General features: G+C 56.9%; 19 protein-coding genes and 1 riboswitch. Of the genes, 6 read left to right on the top strand and 13 right to left on the bottom strand.

Going from position 1 to position 24459, the window contains the following annotated elements:
* Positions 1-312: 312 nt before the first annotated feature.
* Entirely contained in the window at positions 313-1164 is an 852-nt protein-coding gene (gene murI, locus IM304_RS19495; protein ID WP_193355888.1) for a glutamate racemase, read from the bottom strand.
* Positions 1109-2956, bottom strand: a complete 1848-nt coding sequence (btuB, locus tag IM304_RS19490; RefSeq protein ID WP_193355889.1) for a TonB-dependent vitamin B12 receptor BtuB — start codon at positions 2954-2956, stop codon at positions 1109-1111. The genes murI and btuB overlap by 56 nt, the downstream gene beginning before the upstream one ends.
* 65 nt (positions 2957-3021) lie before the next feature.
* Positions 3022-3198, bottom strand: a riboswitch (cobalamin riboswitch).
* A gap of 104 nt (positions 3199-3302) precedes the next feature.
* Between btuB and trmA the strand changes: the two genes are divergently transcribed.
* The gene (gene trmA, locus IM304_RS19485; protein ID WP_193355890.1) at positions 3303-4403 is read left to right on the top strand and encodes a tRNA (uridine(54)-C5)-methyltransferase TrmA; all 1101 of its coding nucleotides are present in this window, start codon (positions 3303-3305) and stop codon (positions 4401-4403) included.
* Positions 4404-4481: 78 nt separating this feature from the next.
* On the opposite strand, the gene IM304_RS19480 is transcribed toward trmA, so the two are convergent.
* Together IM304_RS19480 and fabR are read right to left on the bottom strand one after the other, a co-directional pair.
* A complete protein-coding gene (locus IM304_RS19480) occupies positions 4482-4841 on the bottom strand; it encodes a YijD family membrane protein (protein WP_148422580.1) in 360 nt (119 codons plus the stop codon).
* Positions 4842-4850: 9 nt separating this feature from the next.
* Positions 4851-5489, bottom strand: a complete 639-nt coding sequence (gene fabR / locus IM304_RS19475; protein ID WP_125915679.1) for an HTH-type transcriptional repressor FabR — start codon at positions 5487-5489, stop codon at positions 4851-4853.
* 196 nt (positions 5490-5685) lie between these two features.
* Here fabR and sthA point away from each other — a divergent pair, with 196 nt between their 5' ends.
* Entirely contained in the window at positions 5686-7086 is a 1401-nt protein-coding gene (gene sthA, locus IM304_RS19470) for a Si-specific NAD(P)(+) transhydrogenase (protein WP_148422579.1), read from the top strand.
* Here sthA and oxyR read toward each other — a convergent pair.
* The 4 genes from oxyR to argC form a co-directional block, all read right to left on the bottom strand.
* Positions 7069-7986 (bottom strand): DNA-binding transcriptional regulator OxyR, encoded by a 918-nt coding sequence (oxyR, locus tag IM304_RS19465; protein WP_025758848.1) that lies wholly within the window; start codon positions 7984-7986, stop codon positions 7069-7071. The genes sthA and oxyR overlap by 18 nt on opposite strands.
* A 327-nt stretch (positions 7987-8313) precedes the next feature.
* Positions 8314-9687, bottom strand: coding sequence for an argininosuccinate lyase (argH, locus tag IM304_RS19460; RefSeq protein WP_193355891.1), 1374 nt, complete (start codon positions 9685-9687; stop codon positions 8314-8316).
* A gap of 77 nt (positions 9688-9764) precedes the next feature.
* Positions 9765-10541: an acetylglutamate kinase gene (gene argB / locus IM304_RS19455; RefSeq protein ID WP_148422577.1), complete on the bottom strand. Its 777-nt coding sequence runs from the start codon at positions 10539-10541 to the stop codon at positions 9765-9767.
* 6 nt (positions 10542-10547) lie between these two features.
* Entirely contained in the window at positions 10548-11552 is a 1005-nt protein-coding gene (argC, locus tag IM304_RS19450; protein ID WP_193355892.1) for an N-acetyl-gamma-glutamyl-phosphate reductase, read from the bottom strand.
* An 88-nt stretch (positions 11553-11640) separates the two neighbouring features.
* Here argC and argE point away from each other — a divergent pair, with 88 nt between their 5' ends.
* From argE to IM304_RS19435, 3 genes are all read left to right on the top strand, one after another.
* A complete protein-coding gene (gene argE, locus IM304_RS19445) occupies positions 11641-12792 on the top strand; it encodes an acetylornithine deacetylase (RefSeq protein ID WP_176609203.1) in 1152 nt (383 codons plus the stop codon).
* A gap of 306 nt (positions 12793-13098) precedes the next feature.
* The gene (ppc, locus tag IM304_RS19440) at positions 13099-15750 is read left to right on the top strand and encodes a phosphoenolpyruvate carboxylase (protein ID WP_193355893.1); all 2652 of its coding nucleotides are present in this window, start codon (positions 13099-13101) and stop codon (positions 15748-15750) included.
* Positions 15751-15844: 94 nt separating this feature from the next.
* Complete coding sequence (locus IM304_RS19435; RefSeq protein WP_193355894.1) at positions 15845-16693, top strand: AraC family transcriptional regulator; 849 nt, start codon at positions 15845-15847, stop codon at positions 16691-16693.
* Here IM304_RS19435 and IM304_RS19430 read toward each other — a convergent pair.
* From IM304_RS19430 to IM304_RS19410, 5 genes are read right to left on the bottom strand one after another with little or no spacing between them, the layout of a single operon-like run.
* On the bottom strand, positions 16680-17036 hold the full coding sequence (locus tag IM304_RS19430; RefSeq protein WP_029882885.1) for a PTS fructose-like transporter subunit IIB: 357 nt from the start codon (positions 17034-17036) through the stop codon (positions 16680-16682). The genes IM304_RS19435 and IM304_RS19430 overlap by 14 nt on opposite strands.
* Before the next feature lie 2 nt (positions 17037-17038).
* Positions 17039-17914 carry a [formate-C-acetyltransferase]-activating enzyme gene (locus IM304_RS19425; RefSeq protein ID WP_176609201.1) on the bottom strand — a complete coding sequence of 292 codons (876 nt, stop codon included), beginning with the start codon at positions 17912-17914 and terminating at the stop codon, positions 17039-17041.
* Positions 17880-20174 carry a formate C-acetyltransferase gene (locus IM304_RS19420; protein ID WP_193355895.1) on the bottom strand — a complete coding sequence of 765 codons (2295 nt, stop codon included), beginning with the start codon at positions 20172-20174 and terminating at the stop codon, positions 17880-17882. The genes IM304_RS19425 and IM304_RS19420 overlap by 35 nt, the downstream gene beginning before the upstream one ends.
* A 53-nt stretch (positions 20175-20227) precedes the next feature.
* Entirely contained in the window at positions 20228-20548 is a 321-nt protein-coding gene (locus IM304_RS19415) for a PTS fructose-like transporter subunit IIB (RefSeq protein ID WP_148422570.1), read from the bottom strand.
* Between the two features lie 14 nt (positions 20549-20562).
* The gene (locus tag IM304_RS19410) at positions 20563-21642 is read right to left on the bottom strand and encodes a PTS fructose transporter subunit EIIC (protein WP_020686915.1); all 1080 of its coding nucleotides are present in this window, start codon (positions 21640-21642) and stop codon (positions 20563-20565) included.
* Positions 21643-21944: 302 nt separating this feature from the next.
* Here IM304_RS19410 and ptsP point away from each other — a divergent pair, with 302 nt between their 5' ends.
* The gene (gene ptsP, locus IM304_RS19405; RefSeq protein ID WP_193355896.1) at positions 21945-24446 is read left to right on the top strand and encodes a phosphoenolpyruvate--protein phosphotransferase; all 2502 of its coding nucleotides are present in this window, start codon (positions 21945-21947) and stop codon (positions 24444-24446) included.
* The last annotated feature ends 13 nt before the right edge of the window (positions 24447-24459 follow it).

The raw sequence follows: 24459 nt of genomic DNA, 5'->3' as shown, positions 1-24459 counted from the left end.
TCGTCTTGCGACGTTAAGAATCCATGTCACTTTGAGTGCCCACACAGATTGTCTGATAAATTGTTAAAGAGCAGTTGCAACGCGGCTTTCAGCTCACCGTTGCGAGGTCCCGTATATTACGTTTTCCTCATTCAGAGTCAAGCAAATATTTTCACTTTTCTCTGTTGGCGTTCATCTCTGAACCCCGCTGTCCCGGCGGCCTGTAAGCCGTTGTTCCGTGTCAGTGGAGGCGCATTATAGGGAGTTCTCAGACGTTGACAACCCCTCTTTTAAAAAAAACGTTCAACCGTCTCTTTTTTGCTCAAAACCGTGCTACAGCGCCAGTTTTTCGAGCGTTTCGAAGCCATAACGATGTAAAACGGGTAAAAGCTGTTCAGTTTCTTTTGTTATTGCCATACAGAAAGCAATATTTGCATCCGCTGATTTCGCATCCGGCGCTTCATGTTCCAGCAGCCAGGCCGTCCGACGCGCAATGGCAGCACCGGAATCCACCAGCCGGGTACCTTCTGGCAGAACCTTTAACAGCTCTTCCTGCAATAGCGGGAAATGGGTGCAGCCAAGGACAACCGTATCCGGTGGTTCCTGCATCCGCAGCCATGGACGCAGAATGCGACGCAGCTCTTCAAGCGATACCGTCTCGCCGTGCAGTTTCGCTTCCGCCATCTCCACCAGCTCTGCGGAGCCGAGCATCGCGATCTGGCATTCATTGGCAAAGCGATCGATAAGCTCGCGCGTATAAGGACGTTTCACCGTACCGCGCGTTGCCAGCAGCCCCACGATGCCGTTTGCCGTCAGGCGTGCAGCCGGTTTGATTGCCGGAACCACGCCCACAACCGGGAACGGAAATTTTTCGCGCAAGGCAGGAAGAGAAACCGTGCTTGCCGTATTACAGGCAATGACCGCCAGCGCCAGGGGATAGCGCTTTTGTACCGCGGTGACAATTTCAACCACGCGCTCAACAATAAAGTCTTCGCTCTTTTCCCCGTACGGGAAGGCGACGTTATCGAAGGCGTAGATGTAATGAAGATCCGGCAGGAGCTGCCGAATCTCGTCATAAACCGAAAGCCCACCGACGCCGGAATCAAACACCAGCACGGTGGGACGCGGATCAGAAGGTGTAGCTGCCAGACAAGGTGTATTCTCGTCCTGCAGTTTGGTAGCCATAAACTGTCTCGTAATCTTTATCGAACAGGTTGGCTATTTTACCACGAACTGTGAGGTGAGAGGTGACAGGATATGAAACCGCCACATCCCACAGGCTGACGCCGCCCATTTTCACCTTCTCTGACGGATAAGTGCCGAAGTCAGTATCGTAGCGCGTACCGAGATAGTGATATGTCAGGCTCCAGTCAAAATCATAGATCCGGGTATCGAGCTGATACTTCACCTGCTGCTTAGCGCGACGATCCAGCAGTTGGTTGGTTGCCGCATTACGGGCATCAACATAGTCGTAACCGACAGTATGCATGACCGGGCCAGTATCAAACGAGGCAGTCGCTTCAACCCCTTTAATACGTGCTTTGCCGACGTTGTAATACTCCTGAAGGTTATTGTTGAAGTCGATCAGGTTATCAACGTCGTTACGGTAAGCCGACACGCGCCAGTTTACACCAGCGGTAAGACCTTCGAACGCGCCTTCCCACTGCTTGCTCTCTTCGGGATCGAGGTGTTCGTTGCCGTAGAAGCCATAGAGTTGCCCAAGGTTTGGCGCTTTATAGGCTGTGCCATACGAAGCGATAACGCGATAACCTTCAATGAACTCCCAGGCCGCACTACTTTGCCAGGTACCGTGACGACCAAACTGAGAGTTATCATCGCTACGCACCGCCCCTTCCAGGGTGACATCACCAAACTGCTGCAATCCGGTGAGGTAGACGCCGGTGTTACGCAAATCATAGCCATTCGTCACATAATTAGTGCCCGGTTCAGTGCTCTGCTTTTGCCAGTCTACGCCCGCGCCAACGTTGCCATGGCCCACATCCACGGAGTTAACCCACTGAACATTGTACTGTTTAATTTCATCCAGTGTGGCAGACGAATCATATCGTCCTGAATGTGGGTCGTAGTTATAGTCTTTACTGTGGCTATAGCTGGTGAGCAGCTGTGAATGGAAGATGTCATCGTTGAAGCGCAGCCCTGCGTCCCAGGTCTGGCTGTACAGCTGACGCGTGTCGACCAGTACATCAGGCGTAAACGAGCTGTAATAACCGTCATAGGCGGTACGGTTACTGTAGCCAAAGCCGCGAACGAACCCGCTCCACTGGTCTGAGAATGCATGCTCCAGTGCGCCGTAGAGCGTTTTATTCATAAAGCCATCGCGGTCGGTCTGAGCAAGGCCGCCATTGTTGCCGTCCGCGACCACATCAAAACCTTTGGTATAGGTGTAATCACCCGCAAGCGTTACGCGCGTGCTGTCGCCAAGCGTTTGCTGAGTGCTGCCGCCATAATTTTGATAGCCATGCGATCCTGCGCCCGCGGTCAGCGTCGTACCGTCCTTCGCACGGGTAGTAATAATGTTCACGACGCCGCCAATCGCGTCTGAGCCGTAAATCGCCGAACGCGGCCCACGAACATATTCGATACGCTGCACCAGGGAGATGGGGAACTGGCTAAGATCGGATGAACCTGTGACACCTGCCTGGTTAAGACGCATACCGTCAACGAGGATCAGAACGTGGCTAGAGTTGGTACCGCGAATAAAAAGAGAAGACAGTTGTCCCATACCACCGTTTTGCGCCGTATCAACGCCTGGCAGTCTGCGCATGACATCCAGTACCGTCGTGGATTGCCAGCGTTCAATATCTTCACGGGTCACGACGGATGTCGGAGCCAGAACGGTTTTTACAGGCTGTTCAAAACGGTTTGCTGTCACCACCAACGAGTCAGCGCTTTCCTGCGCCCAGCCCGAAAATGCCGTGACGGATAACGCCGTCAACAGCGATACTTTTTTAATCATTGTTAAAGCATCCACAATATAAGAAGGATGCCGCAGGCCTCATCCATAGCACGCGATGATGAAACCAAATGCGACGTGATCCCGGCAGGTCTTCGGGCTGGGTGGCGTTATACGGATGAAGACTTCCCATTTTCACAGTGTCTCTACTTCTCATCCCGCCAGTCTTTACCGCTGCGCGTCAGCTCCAGATTTACACTGGATTCCCTTTTCACTCTCAGGAGACCGGAAACAGAATGCTACAATTAGACACGTATAGATGTCCAGACAGCTATTAGCCATTAAATCTGGACATCCACTGCACAATCCCTACAATCCCCGCGTAATTCTTTATCATTCAGGACGCATCATGACCCCCGAACACCTCCCTACAGAACAGTACGACGCACAGCTGGCAGAAAAAGTTGTCCGCCTGCAAAGTATGATGACGCCGTTCAACGCGCCCGTTCCCGAGGTGTTCCGTTCTCCGGTCAGCCACTATCGTATGCGCGCCGAGTTCCGCATCTGGCACGATGGCGACGACCTGTATCACATCATTTTCGATCAGCAGACGAAATCCCGCATTCGCGTGGATAGCTTCCCGGCGGCGAGTGAACTGATTAACCAGCTGATGACGCTGATGATTGACGGCGTGCGCGACAATCCGGTACTGCGAAACAAGCTGTTCCAGATTGACTACCTGACCACCCAAAGCAATCAGGCGATTGTTTCCCTGCTCTATCACAAAGCGCTGACCGACGAATGGCGCGAGCAGGCAGAAGCCCTGCGCGATGCGCTGCGCGTGCAGAACATCAACGTGCACCTGATTGGCCGCGCGACCAAAACCAAAATCATGCTCGACCAGGATTATATTGACGAGCGTCTGCCGGTGGCCGGTAAAGAGATGGTTTACCGTCAGGTAGAGAACAGCTTCACCCAGCCGAATGCGGCAATGAACGTGCAGATGCTGGAGTGGGCGCTGAACGCGACGGAAGGATCGCAGGGCGATCTGCTTGAGCTGTACTGCGGTAACGGTAACTTCTCGCTGGCGCTGGCGCGTAACTTCGAGCGCGTGCTGGCGACGGAAATCGCCAAGCCGTCGGTTGCTGCCGCGCAGTACAACATCGCCGCTAACCACATCGACAACGTACAAATCATTCGTATGGCGGCAGAAGAGTTTACCCAGGCGATGAATGGCGTGCGTGAGTTTAATCGCCTGCAGGGGATTGATCTGAAGAGCTACCGGTGTGAGACGATTTTTGTCGATCCGCCGCGCAGTGGCCTGGACAGCGAAACCGAGAAGATGGTGCAGGCGTACCCGCGTATCCTGTACATCTCCTGTAACCCGGAGACGCTGTGCAAGAACCTGGAAACGTTAAGCCAGACGCACAAGGTTGAACGTCTGGCGCTGTTCGATCAGTTCCCGTATACGCACCACATGGAGTGCGGCGTACTGCTCACTGCACGATAATCTGCATGCCGGACACGCGTAGCGCCATCCGGCATTTTTTGGCAGGTGGCGCTTTGCTTACCTGCCCTTAAACCTTCATTACTCCGGCAGCTGGCTCTTGCGGCTACGCATGCGCGAGCCGATCCAGAACACCAGCGCAACGGACAGTACCGCAGGCAGGAAGTTAGAGCCGATATCCGGGTATTCTGCTCGCACAACGGTGCTGTACAACAGCACGCCCAGAATAAAGCTGGCTGCGGCCAGCCCCGGTAACCCGACAGGCATAGTGCGGTTCTGATAACGCTGATGCAGGCAGTACACCGTCAGCACCAGCGCGATAATCGGGAAAATCGAAAACGGAACGATTGAGCTAAAAATAGCGGCAAACGTACCGTTAATGGATAAGCCAGCGATCAATGCCAGCAACAGCGTTCCTTTATCCTGACCTGACTGTTTCATTACTCACCTTCACTCATCGGTTTGATGTGCCAACTTTTCTTGTTCACGGCGATACCAGTAATACGCACCCTTGGAGATCATCCGCAGCTGCAATACCAGCCGCTCTTCGAGCTGCTTGCGTTGTTCGATGCTGACATCCAGCGCTTCGGCACCCGCGCTGAAAACAATGGTCACCATCGCCTCAGCCTGAGCTTCAGTAAACGCACGCGGCATATGGTTTTCGATTTCGAGATAGTCGGCAAGTTCCGCGATAAAATGCTGAATTTCACGCGCAACCGCGGCGCGAAACGCCGCCGACGTGCCGGAGCGCTCGCGCAGCAAAAGGCGAAACGCGTTAGGGTTATTGCCGATAAACTCCATAAATGTCGACACGGAGGTGCGGATCACGCTGCCCCCTTTGGCGATACGCTGGCGCGCCTGGCGCATAAGCTGGCGCAGCATCAGACCGCTCTCATCGACCATGGTCAGGCCCAGTTCATCCACATCACGGAAATGACGGTAGAAGGACGTTGGCGCAATCCCGGCCTCGCGTGCGACTTCTCGCAGGCTTAAACTGGCAAAACTCCGCTCAGCACTCAGTTGACTGAATGCGGCTTCCACCAGCGAACGCCGGGTTTTCTCTTTTTGTTGTGCTCTTACGCCCATCACGATAGTTGAATCCTTCCAAAGGCCCGTTGGCACTATACCAGAGAATAAAATTAATCTGTTTGCTCAGCTTTGTGAATGATTGTTTACGCGCGGTTTGTGCTCCACTGCCCGAAAAAAGCACAACGATAATTGGGTTACCCCGGCAATGATGTTATGATTCTGTTGCTTTTATGTATAAGAACAGGTAAGCCTTGCCATGCCACATTCCTACGATTACGACGCAATAGTTATTGGTTCCGGCCCCGGCGGCGAAGGTGCTGCTATGGGTCTGGTAAAACAGGGAGCCAGAGTAGCGGTAATAGAGCGCTACCATAACGTCGGCGGCGGTTGCACCCACTGGGGCACCATCCCTTCAAAAGCCCTCCGCCACGCCGTTAGCCGCATTATTGAATTTAACCAGAACCCTCTTTACAGCGACCACTCCCGACTTCTTCGTTCCTCTTTTGCCGACATCCTGAACCACGCAGACACGGTCATTAACCAGCAGACGCGCATGCGTCAGGGTTTCTATGAGCGTAACCACTGTGAAATTCTGCAAGGAAACGCGCATTTTGTGGACGAACACACCCTGGCCCTGGAGTGTCATGACGGTTCGGTTGAGACGATCACCGCTGAAAAGTTTGTGATCGCCTGCGGTTCACGCCCGTATCATCCGGCAGACGTGGATTTCTCGCACCCGCGCATTTACGACAGCGACTCCATCCTCAGCCTGCATCATGAACCTCGCCACGTGATTATCTATGGCGCTGGCGTGATTGGCTGTGAATATGCGTCTATCTTCCGGGGAATGGAGGTCAAAGTTGACCTGATCAACACCCGCGACCGCCTGCTGGCGTTTCTGGATCAGGAGATGTCAGATTCTCTCTCCTACCACTTCTGGAACAGCGGCGTGGTGATCCGTCACAACGAGGAGTACGAGAAGATCGAGGGCTGCGACGACGGTGTGATTATGCACCTGAAATCCGGTAAAAAGCTGAAAGCAGACTGCCTGCTGTATGCCAACGGCCGCACCGGCAACACCGACTCCCTGCAGCTGGCAAACATCGGGCTCGAAACCGACAGCCGTGGCCAGCTGAAGGTCAACAGCATGTACCAGACCGCGCTGCCGCACGTTTACGCGGTAGGCGACGTGATTGGTTACCCAAGCCTGGCATCAGCCGCTTACGATCAGGGGCGCATTGCCGCTCAGGCGCTGGTAAAAGGTGAAGCGACCGCGCATCTGATTGAAGATATTCCGACGGGGATCTACACCATTCCGGAAATCAGCTCCGTAGGGAAAACCGAGCAGCAGCTGACTGCCATGAAGGTGCCTTACGAGGTGGGCCGTGCTCAGTTTAAACACCTGGCGCGGGCGCAAATCGTGGGAATGAGCGTGGGTACACTGAAGATCCTGTTCCATCGCGAGACGAAAGAGATCCTCGGCATTCACTGCTTTGGTGAACGCGCGGCGGAAATCATTCACATCGGCCAGGCGATCATGGAGCAGAAAGGTGGCGGTAACACCATTGAGTACTTCGTTAACACCACCTTTAACTACCCGACAATGGCGGAAGCCTATCGGGTAGCCGCGCTGAACGGCTTAAACCGCCTGTTTTAACGCGCTGTCGAAATGGCCATCCATCGCACCGCGGATGGCCTCTGCCAGCTGCTCATAGCGGCTGCGCAGCGGTGACCCCGGACGATACACCAGGCCAATCGTACGACGCGGCTCCGGCTTAATGCACGGCAGATAGACCACGCCATCACGCTTACGCTCGCGCGGCACGGCCAGTGCAGGCAGCAGCGTAATTCCGCTTCCCGCCGCGACCATATTACGCAGCGTTTCCAGGCTGGTTGCGCGGAAATGGGTATCTTCGTCAGCGCCCGCCTCGAAGCAGAAGCCCATCGCCTGATCGCGCAGGCAGTGGCCATCTTCCAGCATCAGCAGCTTTTCACCGGCCAAATCGGCCATCGGCACGCGGTCGCGGTTCGCCCACGGGTGATCTTCATAGATCGCCAGCATCATAGGTTCATCGAACAGCGGCACTTCAATAAAGGCTTCACTCTCTTTTACCAGCGCCAGAATCGCGCAGTCGAGCTTGCCGCTGTCCAGCTGCGCCAGCAGCTGATGGGTTTGCGCTTCATGCAGATACATTTCGAGTTTCGGGAACGTCTGGTGCAGCATGGGAATGATGTGCGGCAGCAGATACGGGCCAACGGTTGGGATCAGGCCGATGTGCAGCGGGCCGGACATCGCCTCCCCCTGCTGGCTTGCCATTTCCTTGAGCACTTTGACCTCGCGCAGCACGGTGCGCGCCTGATCCACCAGCAGCAGACCTGCCTGTGTGAACAGAACCTTACGACTGGTGCGCTCCAGCAGCATCACGCCCAGCTCGTCTTCCAGCTTGCGGATCTGGCCGCTCAGCGTGGGCTGGCTGACGTGGCAGGAGTCTGCCGCGCGGCGAAAATGGCGGTGCTCGGCTAACGCTACCAGGTATTCAAGATCACGAATATTCATTATTCATCCTCCGTCGCCACGATAGTTCATGGCGATAGATAGCATAGCAACGAACGATTATCCCTATCAAGCATTCTGTTGAATAATACATCACACAGACGAGGCGGAACGTGTTTGACCCTTGACGACCCGTCACCGTCATCGAGTTTCTCTCAAAACTCGAACAACTAAAGCCAACGTGAACTTTTGCGGACCCCGTGGTCCGCTTTTTTTTTGCGTAAAAAAGCCCGGGGATAAAAGCAAAATGGCAACCGAAGTTGCCATTTTTAGGGTTTGCTCCCTCTCCCTGTGGGAGAGGGCCGGGGTGAGGGCACCAGCCCGCACGGTTCAAACCAGCCGGTTTTTCGCGTCCGCTATCGCCTGCGCCACCTGCTTAGGCGACACGCCGCCTTTCGCGGCACGCTTGTCCAGGCAGGACTGCAGCGCCAGAATCGGATACACATCATCCCCGATAGCCGCGCTGAATTTTTGCAGGTCGGCAAGCGGCAGATCTTCCAGCGGTTTACCCTGACGAATGGCTTCCACCACCGCTTCGCCCACGATGTGGTGCGCTTCGCGGAACGGTACGCCTTTCGCCACCAGGTAGTCCGCCAGTTCGGTAGAGTTCGCATAGCCCTGCTGGGCCGCTTCCTGACAACGCGGACGCTTCACCTGAATGCCGTCCAGCACCAGCGCGCCCATGTGCATGCAGTCCAGCCAGGTGTCGAGCGCGTCGAACAGCCCCTCTTTATCTTCCTGCATGTCTTTGTTGTACGCCAGCGGCAGCCCTTTCAGGGTCATCATCATGCCGGTCAGCGCACCCTGCACGCGGCCACACTTCCCGCGGATCAGCTCCAGCGCGTCCGGGTTTTTCTTCTGCGGCATCAGGGAAGAGCCTGACGTCACGCGGTCGGACAGCTCGACGAAGCCGGCTTCGCCCGAGTTAAAGAAGATCAGGTCTTCAGCAAAGCGCGACAGGTGCACCATGCCGATAGACGCGTTTGAGAGCAGCTCCAGCACGTGGTCGCGGTCAGACACGCTGTCCAGGCTGTTGCGGGTAGCAGAGGCAAAGCCCAGCCAGCCTGCCAGCTGTTCACGGTCGATTTCATACGCTGTTCCCGCCAGCGCACCGCTGCCCAGCGGGCTCACGTCCAGGCGCTTGAGCGTATCCTGCAGGCGGCTTTCGTCACGCGCCAGCATCTCAACGTAGGCCAGACACCAGTGCGCAAAGGTCACCGGCTGCGCGCGCTGCAGGTGGGTATAACCCGGCATGACCGCGTCCTGGTTGTTCTGCGCCGTTTCCACCAGCGCGCTCTGCAGCTGACGGGTAGCCGCCAGCAGTTCGCCAACGGTCTCTTTACACCACAGCTTCAGATCGGTCGCGACCTGGTCGTTACGGCTACGGCCGGTGTGCAGCTTTTTACCCAGCTGGCCCACTTTGTCGATCAGTTTGCCTTCCACCCAGCTGTGAATGTCTTCCGCATCGCTTTGCAGGATTTGCTGCGGATCCAGCCGCACCTCTTCCAGCAGGTTATTCAGCGCCTCTTCAAGCTGCTGCTGTTCATCTGCGGTCAGCACGCCCACGGTCACCAGCGCTTTGGACCAGGCCACAGAGCCGACAATATCCTGTTCGGCCAGGCGGTAGTCGAAGCGCAAAGAGTCATTGAACTGTTTGAACCGCTGATCCGCTGCCTGTGTAAAACGCCCACCCCAAAGTGCCATAACATGCTTCCTTAATATCTTTGAATGTCATTGCCCGGCGGTGCTGCGCTTGCCGGGCCTGCAAAACAGAAAATCGATTACGCCAGAATACGCGTGCCAATTGGCGTGCCGTTAAACAGCGCCGGAAGCTGCTCCGCGTGACGCCAGGAGGCGATATCCACCGGGCGACCCAGCGTGCGAGCCGCATCCAGCGCGGCGTTGACTTTGACGATCATGCCGTCGGTAATAATGCCCTGCTCAATCAGTTGCTCGGCTTTCGCGGCGGTCATTTCCGCAATGCGCTGGCCTTTGCCGTCCAGAATACCGCTTACGTCAGAGAGCAGGATCAGGTCTGCGCCCAGCGTTGCCGCCAGCGCGGTTGCCGCCTGGTCCGCATTCACGTTCATCAGCTCGCCCTCTTCGGTCACGCCGATAGAGCTCACCACCGGCAGGAAACCGCCTTCCAGCAGCGTGTTAATCAGCTCAGGCGAGCCCGGCTGCGCCAGCCCAACGTGGCCGAGCGCTTCGTCGAGCTGGGTCACTTTTACGCTGTCGCCATCGCCGAGGTAGAGCCCAACGGACGCGATACGGTGTTTCTTCGCCCACGCCAGCAGCGTTTTGTTCGCCGTACCCGCCAGCGCACCGGTAATGATGTCAATCTGGTCGGCAGGCGTGACGCGCAGGCCGTTTTTCTTTATCACCGGCAGGTTGAGCCCTTTCATCAGCTCGTCCACCACGCAGCCGCCGCCGTGCACAATCACCAGCGGACGCTGGTGTGATTCGCGATAGTTAACCAGCGCGGTAAACAGACGCTCCAGCGCTTCTTCGCTGTCCAGCAGCACACCACCGAGTTTGATAATTAATGGGTTCATCATCACACCTTAAATAAGAGCCTGCGTTTCAGGGAAGCCGAAACGAATATTTGCACACTGCATTGCCTGTGCGGCAGCGCCTTTGAGTAAGTTATCTTCTGCGGCGACCACAATCAGGTGCTCGCCCTGAACGGCAAAGCCGATATCGCAGAACGGCAGGCCGACCACGTTTTTCAGCGCCGGCACGCCTTTGTCGTACAGACGCACCAGCGGTTTATCCGCATACGCCTGCGTGAAGGCTTCACTTACCTGTTCTTTGGTCACGCCCGGCTTCAGGCGGCAGGTAATGGTTTCGAGGATCCCGCGCGGGAAGCTGCCCAGATGCGGCGTGAAAATCACGTCCGCGCCCAGATGGGTGGTGATTTCAGGATGATGGCGATGGTTGAACACGCCATACGGCTGAAGGCTCACTTCGCAGAAGCTATTGGAGATCGCCGCCTTGCGCCCGGCACCGCTCACGCCGCTGGTGGCGTTGATCACCGGCCACTGGTTCAGATCCAGCAGGCCCGCGTCGATCAGCGGCTTAAGGGAGAGCTGCGCCGCCGTCGGGTAGCAGCCGGGCACGGCAATCAGATTCGCTTCCTTGAGTTTATCCGCGCTCCACTCCGCCAGGCCGTACACCGCTTTTTCGAGCAGATCCGGGTGCTGATGGGTAAAACCGTAATATTTTTCGTAAAACGCACCGTCGTTAACGCGGAACGCGCCGGAGAGGTCGAACACCACGCAACCGGCCGCCAGGAATTGCGGCGCCAGGTCGTGGCTGACCTCGTGCGCGGTGGCCAAAAACACCACGTCGACGCCGTCGGTAAACTCGCTGATGTCAGACATTGGCTGCAGCGGCAAATCGACAATGCCCTTAAGCTGCGGATGCAAATCAGAAATTAACTTTCCGGCATCATTGCTTTGCGCTGACACGGTCAAAGCGGTTATGGTCATATGAGGGTGGCGATTCACGTAGCTTACAAGCTCTGCGCCCGCATAACCGCTAGCGCCTACAATCAGCGTATTCAACATCGGGTTCCTTTATGCTCAACGTTAATGTATTTTTATTCACATTTATTGCATGAATATTGATACTATCACGACCTAAGGTGTGTCAACAATGAAAATGAACTTACCGCCATTTATCGAGATTTACCGCGCCCTGATTGCCACACCCTCCATCAGCGCGACCGAAGAAGCACTGGATCAGAGCAATGAGTCTTTAATCAATCTGCTGGCGGGTTGGTTTAGCGATCTTGGGTTTAACGTTGAGGTTCAGCCCGTCCCCGGAACACGCCATAAATTCAACCTGCTCGCCAGCACCGGTACCGGTGCGGGCGGCCTGCTGCTGGCCGGTCATACCGACACCGTGCCGTTTGACGATGGCCGCTGGACCCGCGACCCGTTCACCCTGACCGAGCATGACAACAAGCTCTACGGGCTGGGCACGGCGGACATGAAAGGCTTCTTCGCCTTTATTCTCGACGCGCTGCGTGACGTGGACGTGACGACTCTGAAAAAACCGCTCTACATTCTGGCGACCGCCGATGAAGAGACCAGCATGGCGGGCGCACGCTATTTTTCTGAAAACACGTCGATTCGCCCGGACTGCGCGATCATCGGTGAACCAACCTCTTTGCAGCCGATCCGTGCGCACAAGGGCCATATTTCCACGGCGGTGCGCGTGCTCGGCCAGTCCGGTCACTCCAGCGATCCGGCGCGCGGGGTGAACGCCATTGAGCTGATGCATGACGCCATCGGCCGCATCATGACCCTGCGCGATGACCTGAAAGAGCGGTATCACTACGACGCGTTCACCGTGCCGTATCCGACCCTGAATCTCGGCAGCCTGCACGGCGGTGATGCTTCTAACCGTATCTGCGCCTGCTGCGAGCTGCACATGGACATCCGCCCGCTGCCGGGCATGACGCTGAGCGATCTCGACGGCTTGCTGAACGAAGCGTTGGCCCCGGTAAGCGAGCGCTGGCCGGGCCGCCTGACGGTCTCCGAGCTGCATCCGCCGATCCCGGGCTACGAATGCCCGCCGGATCACCAGCTGGTCGAAGTGGTGGAAAAGCTGCTCGGTGAGAAAACCGACGTGGTGAACTATTGCACCGAAGCCCCGTTTATTCAGACCCTGTGCCCAACGCTGGTCCTTGGCCCTGGCTCTATCAACCAGGCGCACCAGCCGGATGAATATCTGGAAACCCGCTTCATCAAGCCAACCCGCGAACTGATTACTCAGGTCGTGCATCACTTCTGCTGGCATTAAGACGACCCCTCACCCTAACCCTCTCCCCAAAGGGGAGAGGGAATTTGAACACCCTCTCCCCTTTGGGGAGAGGGCAGGGTGAGGGGAATAAATCCCGCGATCTCCGTCACATTCCCATAAGCATCTCTTATCTGACGCAAAGCGAATTAAATTTCGTAAATTACCCACATTTATTCATCTGCTGAACCGTTTTCGCAGCAATTGACGACGGGGGTTTTACGTGGCTTTATAAAGGGAGATGACAAAATATTGTCCAGAAAATTTTCGCCTGGGCATAAACAAAAATGATGGGGTGACTGGGTTTTTATGAACGAACAATATTCCGCGTTGCGTAGTAATGTCAGTATGCTCGGCAAGGTGCTTGGAGATACCATCAAAGACGCGTTGGGGGAAAACATCCTCGACCGCGTTGAAACCATCCGCAAGCTGTCCAAATCTTCCCGTGCCGGTAACGAGGCGAACCGTCAGGAGCTGCTCACCACCTTGCAGAACCTCTCTAACGATGAGCTGCTGCCCGTTGCCCGCGCGTTCAGCCAGTTCCTTAACCTGGCAAACACCGCTGAGCAATATCACAGCATTTCGCCAAAAGGCGAAGCGGCCAGCAACCCGGAAGTCATTGCCCGCACCCTTCGTAAACTCAAAGATCGTCCCGACCTCAACGAAGACACCATCAAAAAAGCGGTGGAATCCCTTTCGCTGGAGCTGGTTCTGACCGCGCACCCAACCGAAATCACCCGTCGTACGCTGATCCACAAAATGGTGGAAGTGAACAACTGTCTGAAGCAGCTGGATAACAAAGACATTGCCGACTATGAACGTAACCAGCTCATGCGTCGCCTGCGTCAGCTGATTGCCCAGTCCTGGCACACCGACGAAATTCGTAAGCATCGCCCAAGCCCGGTTGACGAAGCCAAATGGGGCTTTGCGGTGGTGGAAAACAGCCTGTGGGAAGGGGTGCCGAACTACCTGCGCGAGCTGAACGAACAGCTGGAAGAGAACCTCGGCTACCGCCTGCCGGTCGACTTTGTGCCGGTACGCTTCACCTCCTGGATGGGCGGCGACCGCGACGGCAACCCGAACGTGACGGCGGACATTACCCGACACGTTCTCCTGCTGAGCCGCTGGAAAGCAACCGACCTGTTCCTGAAAGATATTCAGGTGCTGATCTCCGAGCTGTCGATGGTGGAAGCCACGCCGGAACTGCGCGCGCTGGCCGGTGAAGAAGGCGCCAGCGAGCCGTACCGTTTCCTGATGAAAAAACTGCGCGGCCAGCTGATGGCCACTCAGGCCTGGCTGGAAGCGCGCCTCAAGGGCCAGCGCCTGCCGAAGCCGGAAGGACTGCTAAGCCAGAACGAACAGCTCTGGGAACCGCTGTACGCCTGCTATAAATCGCTCCAGGCCTGCGGGATGGGCATCATCGCCAACGGTGAACTGCTCGACACCCTGCGCCGCGTGAAGTGTTTCGGCGTGCCGCTGGTGCGTATCGACGTACGTCAGGAAAGTACCCGTCATACCGAAGCGCTGGGCGAACTGACCCGCTATCTCGGCATCGGTGACTATGAAAGCTGGTCAGAAGCCGACAAGCAGGCGTTCCTGATCCGCGAGCTGAACTCCAAGCGCCCTCTGCTGCCGCGCAACTGGGAGCCAAGCAACGAAACCCGCGAGGTGCTCAACACCTGTAAAGCGATCGTGGATGCGCCGAAAGGATCGGTGGCCGCCTATGTGATCTCCATGGCGAAAACGCCGTCCGACGTGCTGGGCGTTCACCTGCTGCTGAAAGAAGCGGGCATCGACTATGCCCTGCCGGTGGCACCGCTGTTTGAAACCCTCGACGACCTGAACAACGCCAACGACGTGATGACCCAGCTGCTGAACATCGACTGGTATCGCGGCTTTATTCAGGGCAAGCAGATGGTCATGATTGGCTATTCCGACTCCGCAAAAGATGCGGGCGTGATGGCGGCATCCTGGGCGCAGTATCAGGCGCAGGACGCGCTGATTAAAACCTGCGAGAAAGCCGGCATTGAGCTGACCCTGTTCCACGGACGCGGTGGCTCAATTGGCCGTGGCGGTGCGCCAGCGCACGCAGCGCTGCTCTCTCAGCCGCCGGGAAGCCTGAAAGGCGGCCTGCGCGTGACCGAGCAGGGCGAGATGATCCGCTTCAAGTACGGCCTGCCGGAAGTGACCATCAGCAGCCTGTCGCTCTATACCAGCGCGATCCTGGAAGCAAACCTGCTGCCGCCGCCGGAGCCAAAAGAATCCTGGTGCCGCATTATGGATGAGCTGTCTGACATCTCCTGCGACCTGTACCGCGGCTACGTGCGTGAAAACAGAGACTTCGTACCTTACTTCCGCTCAGCAACGCCTGAGCAGGAGCTGGGTAAACTGCCCCTGGGCTCGCGTCCGGCCAAGCGTCGCCCGACCGGCGGCGTTGAATCCCTGCGCGCCATTCCGTGGATCTTTGCCTGGACGCAAAACCGCCTGATGCTGCCCGCCTGGCTGGGTGCCGGTGCGGCGCTGCAAAAAGTGGTGGAAGACGGTAAGCAGAGTGAGCTGGAAACCATGTGCCGCGACTGGCCGTTCTTCTCCACCCGTCTGGGCATGCTGGAGATGGTCTTCTCGAAAGCCGACCTGTGGCTGGCGGAATACTACGATCAGCGCCTGGTTAAACCAGAGCTGTGGGCGCTGGGTAAAGAGCTGCGCGAGCTGCTGGAAGGCGACATCAAGGTGGTGCTGGATATCGCCAACGACTCCCACCTGATGGAAGACCTGCCGTGGATCGCCGAGTCAATTCAGCTGCGCAACATCTACACCGACCCGCTGAACGTTTTGCAGGCTGAACTGCTGCACCGTTCGCGTCTGGCGGAAGAGGAAGGTAAAGATCCCGATCCACGCGTTGAACAGGCGCTGATGGTGACGATTGCGGGCGTTGCGGCGGGCATGCGTAACACCGGTTAATGCTCAGTCCCCGGGGCGCTACGCCTGCCCGGGCCTGCGACAGGCAGGCCGGGTAAGCGTTTGCGCCGCCCGGCAATACCTCGGTATTTACACCATGCAGCACGATATTACCCATATCCTGACTGACCTGATCGGCGGCACGACGCCGCTGCGTCAGGTGCATTTCGCCAACCCAGCCCTCTGCGCACCCGAGCTCGCCCTGCAGGTCGATTTCCCCCGTCTGGAGATCGTGCTCGAAGGCTCGGTGAAAGACCCGGCGGCTTGCGTATTACAGCAGGGTGATGTTTTATACGTCCCGGCTGGCGGCTGGAACGATCCGCAATGGCACATGCCCGCGACAACGCTGAGCATCCTGTTTGGCAAACAGCAGCTTGGATTTAGCCTTTTGCACTGGGACGGCGTAGACGTTCGTAACCTTGCAAAACAGCACGTTGCCCGTCGTGGCCCCCGCATCGGCTCCTTCTTGCTACAGACGCTTCATGAAATGCAGATGCAGCCGCACGAACAGCAGACAGCGCGGCTGGTTGTCACCAGCCTGCTTAGCCACTGCGTCGACTTGCTGGGTAGTCAGATCCAGACCGCCTCCCGCAGCCAGGCGCTGTTTGAAGCCATACGCGTTTATATCGATGAGCATTATGCGACTCCGCTTACCCGGGAATCCGTAGCGCAGGCGTTTTACATCTCTCCGAACTATTTATCGCATCTTTTCCAGAAAACCGGCGCGATCGGTTTTAATGAATACCTGACCCACACGCGGCTGGAGCACGCGCGTCAGCTGCTGAAAGGGTATGACTTAAAGGTAAAAGAAGTGGCGCATGCCTGCGGTTTTGTCGACAGTAACTATTTCTGCCGCTTATTCCGTAAAAATACGGAGCGTTCGCCGTCGGAATACCGTCGCCAGTATCACAGCCAGCTGACCGGGAAAGCGGCTAGTCCAGAATGACCTGCGTATGCTGCGGTGCGGATACCATTTTTCGTACCGCTGCCATGACCTTTTGCGGATCCCGCAGGAAAGCATTAATCCCGCATTTCACATAGCGAGCGGATTCGAAGCGTTCGTTACCCGCCAGCTCAATATCCGTGATAAGCAATACGACATCGGCGCGGCGGATATCGTCCTCCGTCAGTTCACTTTCAATGCCTAACGCCCCCTGCGTCTCAATGCGCACTGACCATTTCTCCTGCTGGCAAATCCGCTCCAGCCGTTCTGCGGCCATGTAAGTATGCGCCACGCCGCTCACGCACGCGGTTACCGCCACCAGATGACGCCCTGCTATTACTGTCATTTTTAACCTCCAGTGGTGACATGAAACCCTTTATCTTCGGCCATACGGCGCATTGCCGCGACCTCGTCAGCTGTCGGAGGATTGACCTCCCGCATCAACCATTGTTGCCCAAGCAGACGGTATTTTGGTTCACCATACGTGTGAAACGGTAATAAATGCAGCTGCCGTATCCCTGAAGGTAACAAAAATGCCAGCACGCGCGCCATGTTGGCGTCGGTTAGCGTATAGCCCGGAATAAGCGGCACGCGGGGGATGACGTTGATGCCTTCGGCCACCAGCTGCGTAAGGTTTTCCAGCACTCTGGGAAGATTTACTGCCGTCACCGCGCGCGCCTGCTCAGGATCCATAATCTTCAGATCAAACAGCACTTCGTCACACTGGCGTGCCAGCGGCAGCAGTCGGGACAGGGGCGCATCTCCCGCCGTCTCAATAGCGGTGCGAATACCGTAGCGGCGCAAACGCTTAAGCAACTGCGTCGCAAAGGGTGCCTGCATTAATACTTCCCCGCCTGACAGCGTCACCCCGCCTCCCGATGAGCGAAAGAAGACATCATCCTTCATCACCTCGCGTTCAAGCTCGTCCAGCGTCACGTCGCGCCCGATGCGCTCAAACGCCCCGGACGGGCACTCGTCCGCATCGCGCAGGCAGGGTGCGCAGTGCAGACATTTGCTCTCCCGGCGAACCGTCTCAATTTTTGGCGAGATCGACTCCGGGTTGGCGCACCACGGGCAACGGTGAGGGCAGCCTTTGAAAAAGACTACCGTGCGAATACCTGCCCCATCGTTCAACGAATAGCGCTGAATATTGAAAATACGCGCTACGTCGGGGCGTGCTTCAACCACGTCACAGCTGATGCGCGGTCCGACGGATAATGTCATCCTGGATCTCCTTCGACAGCTCAACAAAGAAGGCGCTGTAGCCGGCAACGCGCACCACCAGCCCGGCAAAATCCTGCGGACGCCGTTGCGCCTCACGCAGGGTTTCCGCGTTGACCACGTTGAACTGGATATGCTGCAGCTTAAGCTGCGTAAACGCGCGGAGGAAGTCCGCCAGCTTCTGCAGCCCGGCATCGCCTTCCAGCGTGGCGGGGGTGAACTTAACGTTTAGCAGCGTACCGTTAGATAACAGGTAGTTATCCAGCTTGCTTACCGATTTCAGCACGGCCGTCGGCCCCTGCATATCCTGGCCGAGCATCGGAGAGAGCCCTCCGTCCGCCAGCTGTTCGCCCGCCAGGCGGCCATCCGGCGTAGCGCCCACGACCGCACCAAGCGGCACGTGCGCAGAGACGGTATACGAGCCAGGCGTGAAGATCCCACCGCGCGGGTTGCGGTATTTTTCGACCTCTTTACAGTAATGGCGCAGCAGCTCCGCGCTGATATTGTCGACATCGTCGATATCATTACCGTATTTCTCAAAGCGATTGATCAGCCGCGCGCGCACCTTTTCGCCCTCCGGGGTGGCAAAATTCGCTTTTAGCACCGCCAGTAGCTCGTCAAAACTTAAGCGCTGCTGTTCAAACACCAGCCCTTTCAGGGCATGAAGCGAGTCGCTCAGATTGGCAATGCCAATCCCCTGCACGCCGGAGAAGTTATAGCGTGCGCCACCGTCAGTAATGTCTTTCCCCGTTTCCAGACAATCGCTGATAAAGGAGGAGAGCAACGGCACGGGCGCCCAGTCGCGATGGCCGATATCGCAAATGTTGCTCCCTTCCACCATCAGCGCAATGTAGTGATTAATCCTGCCGCGTATGTGTTCAATTAACCCCTCGTACGTCAGCTCGCTATTGCCTTCGTTCTCCTGCATAGCGATTTCCATTACCTTCAGCAGGTTAAACATGGCGATATCGTGCAGGCCGTAAGTTTTACCTGGAATCGACAGTTCAACGCAGCCAACAACCGCGTAGTCACGCGCGTCTTCCAGCGACACGCCGCGATTTAAAAACGCAGGTACTATTACTTCATCGTTGAAAATCTGAGGAATTCCGGTGCCCAGGCGAATAGTCTCCGCTGTTTTCAGCAGGAAAGGTCGGTCGATCAGTTCGTTTACCCGTACGCCGAGGTTAGGCTGGGGAAGCTGAACGCTCTGGTAGGCGTCCAGGCACAGGAACGAAAGCACGTTCACCGCGCTACGCCCGCTTTCCGTCAGGCCGCCCAGCAGCGCGGTATACCCGGTCGGGAACCCGGCAAAATAACGGGCGCTGCTGGTCGAGCGCAAGAGCACCACGTCGTTACACTTCACCCACAGCGATTCCAGCAGCTCTTTCAGAAACGCCGGATCGTCTCCCTGCATTAACGAGGCCTGATAAAACGGCAGCATATACTGGTCAAAACGCCCGATGGAGAGCGAACTGGCGTTGGATTCGTACTGCAAAATGACGTTCATGTACCAGAATAGCTGACACGCCTGCCAGAAGGTTTGCGGCTTATGCTGCGCGTTATGCCGCGAGATGTCGGCCATTGCCAGCAATTCTTCGCGACGTGCCGAATTGCTGCTCTGAGCCAGTTCTTCAGCGAGCGTTGCATAACGCAGAATATGGCGCTGGGACGCTTCAAGCAGTATCAGCGCTGCCGCATAGAACGTGTTTTGCGCATCGCGAGCGCAGCGTTCACGCATTTCCGCCACCAGCGCTCCCAGCCCGTTATTGAGCAGGCGCGGATAATCAATAATGATATGCCCCTGCCCTTTATCCGTCTGGTTGACGCTAAAAATCTGCGTCCCGACCGCGGCTTTCACCTCATCCGTCATCTGGCCGTTGATGAAATCTTTCATCGACCGGTTTTCCCAATAGGGATACAGCACCTCACGGTAGGTCTGCTTATCCTCATCGCTGATTTCAAAGCGGTCCTGTGGACGGGTGGCGAACTGGTCCAGCTCCTTGAGCAGCCAGTAGGGATCCATCTCCGGGGACATAATGCCTGCACGCGGCTTAACGGTGCGGTTTCCGGCAATCAGTTCTTCATCACGAATCGCAATCTCCACATGGTCGAGAATGTGTGCCGTTGCTTTCGCGCGCCGGAGAATAACCGGCTCGCCTTCCGTCTGCCGATGGCTGGCGGTATAGAGCAGCGCACGCTCAAGCGAGATCTCGCGAGGGTTGGCAAAGAGCGCATCTTTCAGGCGCGGTATACGATTCGTCATGAGGGAACTCCTGTAACGGAAAAAACCAGCCCGCCCCGAAGGGCGGGAGAGCATCAGGCGGTTTGCGCCAGGTGGGCATCGATTTTGTTCATGATGGCGTCGGCACGCTTTACCGCGTCGCTGATATTGACGCGCACGATGGTTTTCCCGGCAAAACGCTCCTCGAATTTAATGCCGATGTCTTTAGTCAGGATCGCGATATCTGCTGCGGCGATATCCTCCGCCGTTAGTTCGTTCTCAAGACCAATCGACCCCTGCGTTTCTACCTTCACTTCCCAGCCTTTGGCTTTTGCGGCGCTTTCCAGCGCTTCGGCAGCCATATAGGTATGGGCTACGCCAGACGGACATGCGGTTACTGCGATAATTCGGGCCATGTTCTCTTCCTCACTCAGTTAATTTCGAAATCCAGATCCAGGTCATCCTCTTTTTCCTCGACCTGCTTTGTGTTCTTACGGGCAATACGCTTCAGCACGTTGACGCTGACTGCCGTCACCACTGCACCCACGGCAACCGCTGCGATATAGCCGAGCTTGCCGTCCACCACGGGAAGCACAATTAACCCGCCCCATCCGGCATAGCATTGCGCGCCCATAACCGCAGCAGTGACCGCGCCGCAGGCGGAGCCCAGCATAATGGAAGGAATCACGCGCAGCGGATCGGCTGCGGCAAACGGAATCGCTCCCTCGGTGACGCCCACGCAGCCCATCACCAGCGCCGCTTTACCTGCTTCACGTTCTTCACCAGTAAAATTTTTGCGGCCAATCAGCGTCGCCAGGCCTAACCCCAGCGGCGGTATGCAAATAGCCACGGCGGCAATCGCAACGACGGTGTAGACGCCCTGCGCGACGCAAATCAGCATGAAGGCATACGCCACTTTGTTAACCGGACCGCCCATATCGAACGCCAGCATGAGGCCGATAATGATGGCGAGTACCACGATGCTGCCCTGCTGCATGCCTTGCAGCCACTGGGTGAGACCGGTGGTAAGCGCGCCTACAGGCTCGCCAAGCCCCCACATCATGATGCCTGCCGTGATAAACGTGCCGATAATCGGGATGATGAAGATAGGCATGACGGAGCGCAGCACTTTCGGCACGGGCAGTTTTTTCAGATACCAGACGACAATGCCGCCGAAAATCCCGGCGATAATCGCGCCAAAGAACCCCGCACCGAAGCTGTTGCCCACCCAGGCGGCAATAGCACAGGGGGCCAGCGCGGCGCGTTCTGCAATGGAGTAGCCAATATAGGCAGCGAGAAACGGCACCATCAGCGTCAGACCCGCCACGCCGATATCAAAGAGCTTTTTCAGATTGGGATCGGTTGCGGCGTCGGGTACCGCACCTTTGCCGTAAAGCATGACCGAAACCGCCAGCAGAATGCCGCCCGAGACCACAAACGGGATCATGTGCGACACCCCTGTCATCAGATGCTGCCGCGTGTTCTTGAGAATATGCACCAACGCTTTCATATGCCGCTCCAGCCCTTTATCCACAAAGATGTTGTGGCAAACAATAGGCAATCAGGAAGACGGCGGACAGGAGACAAAAAGGCCATTTACTGGATTTTTGTAATGTCGGAATGAAAATGCGATCCGCCTCGAAATTTCGCACTGACCTCACATTAAGCAAACCGTCACAACCTGTGAGTGAAATCTCACTTTTAAGGTGACATTACATTTGTCCAGCTTTTGGCAGTTTTGTCACATGGCGCGCCTCATCATCACGCTCGTATGCTGTTTCGCATAATTGACGATTGGTTTCAGGAGTGTGTATGGCTCTGGTAGTGGAATTTACCTGTGAACTGCCCAACGGCGTTCACGCGCGTCCGGCAAGTCATGTGGAAACGCTGTGCAATACGTTTATCTCGCAAATTGAGTGGCATAACCTGCGTACGGATCGTAAAGGCAATGCCAAAAGCGCGCTGGCGCTGATTGGAACCGATACGCTGGCGGGCGATGCCTGCCGCCTGCTGATCGATGGTGAAGACGAGCAGCATGCCCGGCAGCAGCTGGAAAGGTGGCTAAAAGAGGAGTTTCCGCATTGCGACGCGCCGCTTGAAGGGGTAATCAGCACGGAGCTGGATCCGTTGCCGGAATCGCTGACACGCCTGAACCCGACGCTGTTTCGCGCCACTCCGGTATGCAGCGGCAGCGCACGCGGCATCCTGACGTTACTGACCTCGCTGGACCTCAACGCCCTGACCGATTTACCCGACGCGCAAAGCGTTGAAGCCGAGCAGTCGGCGCTGGATAACGGGCTGACGCTGCTGGTCAAACACATTGCGCTGCGCGCGCTGGACAGCGACAGCACCGCCAGCGCTATTCTTGAAGCCCACCGCTCGCTGGCTACAGATACCTCGCTGCGTCAGCACCTCCTGTCAGGAGTCAGCCAGGGCCTAAGCTGCGCCCAGGCCATCGTCGCCACGGCAAACCATTTCTGCGACACGTTCTCCCGTTCCAGCAGCGCCTATTTGCAGGAGCGCGTGCTGGACGTGCGCGACGTCTGCTACCAGCTTTTACAACATATCTACGGTGAAGCGCGTTTCCCGGCTCCCGGCCAGCTGACGCAGCCGGGCGTCTGCCTCGCGGACGATCTCACTCCCGGGCAGTTCCTTGAACTTGATAAAACGCTGCTTAAAGGGCTGCTGCTCAGAAGTGGCGGCACCACCTCGCATACCGTGATCCTCGCGCGCTCCTTCAATATTCCGACGCTGGTGGGCGTCGACAGCGAAAGCCTGCTGCAATGGCGCAATCAGCCTGTATTTGTGGACGGCAATGCCGGTGCGGTGGTCGTCAATGGCAGCGATGCCGTGGCGCGTTATTATCGGCAGGAAGCGCGCGTCCAGCAGGCGATACGCGAGCAACAGCGCGTCTGGCTTGACCGTGAAGCCAGAACCGCCGACGGCCTGCGCATTGAAATTGCCGCCAACATTGCCCACGCGGTGGAGGCCCAGGCAGCGTTTGGTAATGGTGCCGAAGGCGTGGGCCTGTTCCGCACTGAAATGCTCTATATGGATCGTGCCAGCGCACCCGGCGAAAACGAGTTGTACAACATTTTCTGTCAGGCGCTGGAAAGTGCAAATGACCGCAGCATTATTGTGCGCACCATGGATATCGGCGGCGATAAGCCGGTGGAGTACCTGAATATCCCGGCCGAGAACAACCCGTTCCTCGGCTACCGCGCCGTGCGCATATATGAAGAGTATTCATCGCTTTTCACGACCCAGCTTCGGGCGATCCTTCGCGCCTCTGCCCACGGAAACCTTAAGATCATGATCCCGATGATCTCCTCCATGGAAGAGATCCTGTGGGTGAAGGAGAAGCTCGCCGAAGCGAAGCAGCAGCTCCGTGCTGAACATATTCCGTTTGATGAGAAAATCCCGCTCGGCATTATGCTGGAAGTCCCTTCGGTAATGTTCATCATCGATCAGTGCTGCGAAGAGATTGATTTCTTTAGCATCGGCAGCAATGACCTGACGCAGTATCTGCTGGCCGTGGACCGCGACAACGCCAAAGTCACGCGCCACTACAACAGCCTGAACCCCGCCTTCCTGCGGGCGCTGGACTACGCGGTGCAGGCCGTTCACCGCCAGGGTAAGTGGATTGGCCTCTGCGGGGAGTTAGGCGCGAAAGGATCGGTACTGCCGCTGCTGGTGGGTCTGGGGCTGGACGAACTGAGCATGGGCTCCCCTGCCATTCCTGCTACCAAAGCACGCCTGGCGCAGCTTGATAGCCGCGCCTGTCGCCAGCTGCTGAACCAGGCCATGGCGTGTCGCACCTCGCTTGAAGTGGAACACCTGCTCGCCCAGTTCCGCATGAACCAGCAGGATACGCCGCTTGTCACGCCACGCTGTATTTCGCTGGATAACGACTGGAACAGTAAAGAAGAGGTCATGAAAGGCATGACCGATAACCTGCTGCTCGCCGGGCGATGCCGCTATCCGCGCAAGCTGGAGGCCGACCTGTGGGCGCGCGAAGCGGTATTTTCAACCGGGCTGGGTTTTGGTTTCGCCATTCCACACAGCAAATCAGAACATATTGAACAATCCACCATCAGCGTCGCCCGCCTGAAAGCGCCTGTGATGTGGGGGGACGAGGAGGCGCAATTCATCATCATGCTGACGCTGAACAAACACGCCGCCGGCGACCAGCATATGCGCATTTTCTCCCGCCTGGCCCGCCGCATCATGCATGACGATTTTCGCAGTGCTCTGGTTAATGCCAGCTCTCAGGAGGCTATCGCTTCCCTGCTGCAACACGAATTAGAACTCTAAAACGAGGAAGAGT

Source organism: Enterobacter cloacae complex sp. P40C2, from assembly GCF_014930695.1.
Classification (GTDB): Bacteria; Pseudomonadota; Gammaproteobacteria; order Enterobacterales; family Enterobacteriaceae; genus Enterobacter; species Enterobacter pasteurii.
This window is presented reverse-complemented; position numbering and strand designations above follow the sequence as displayed.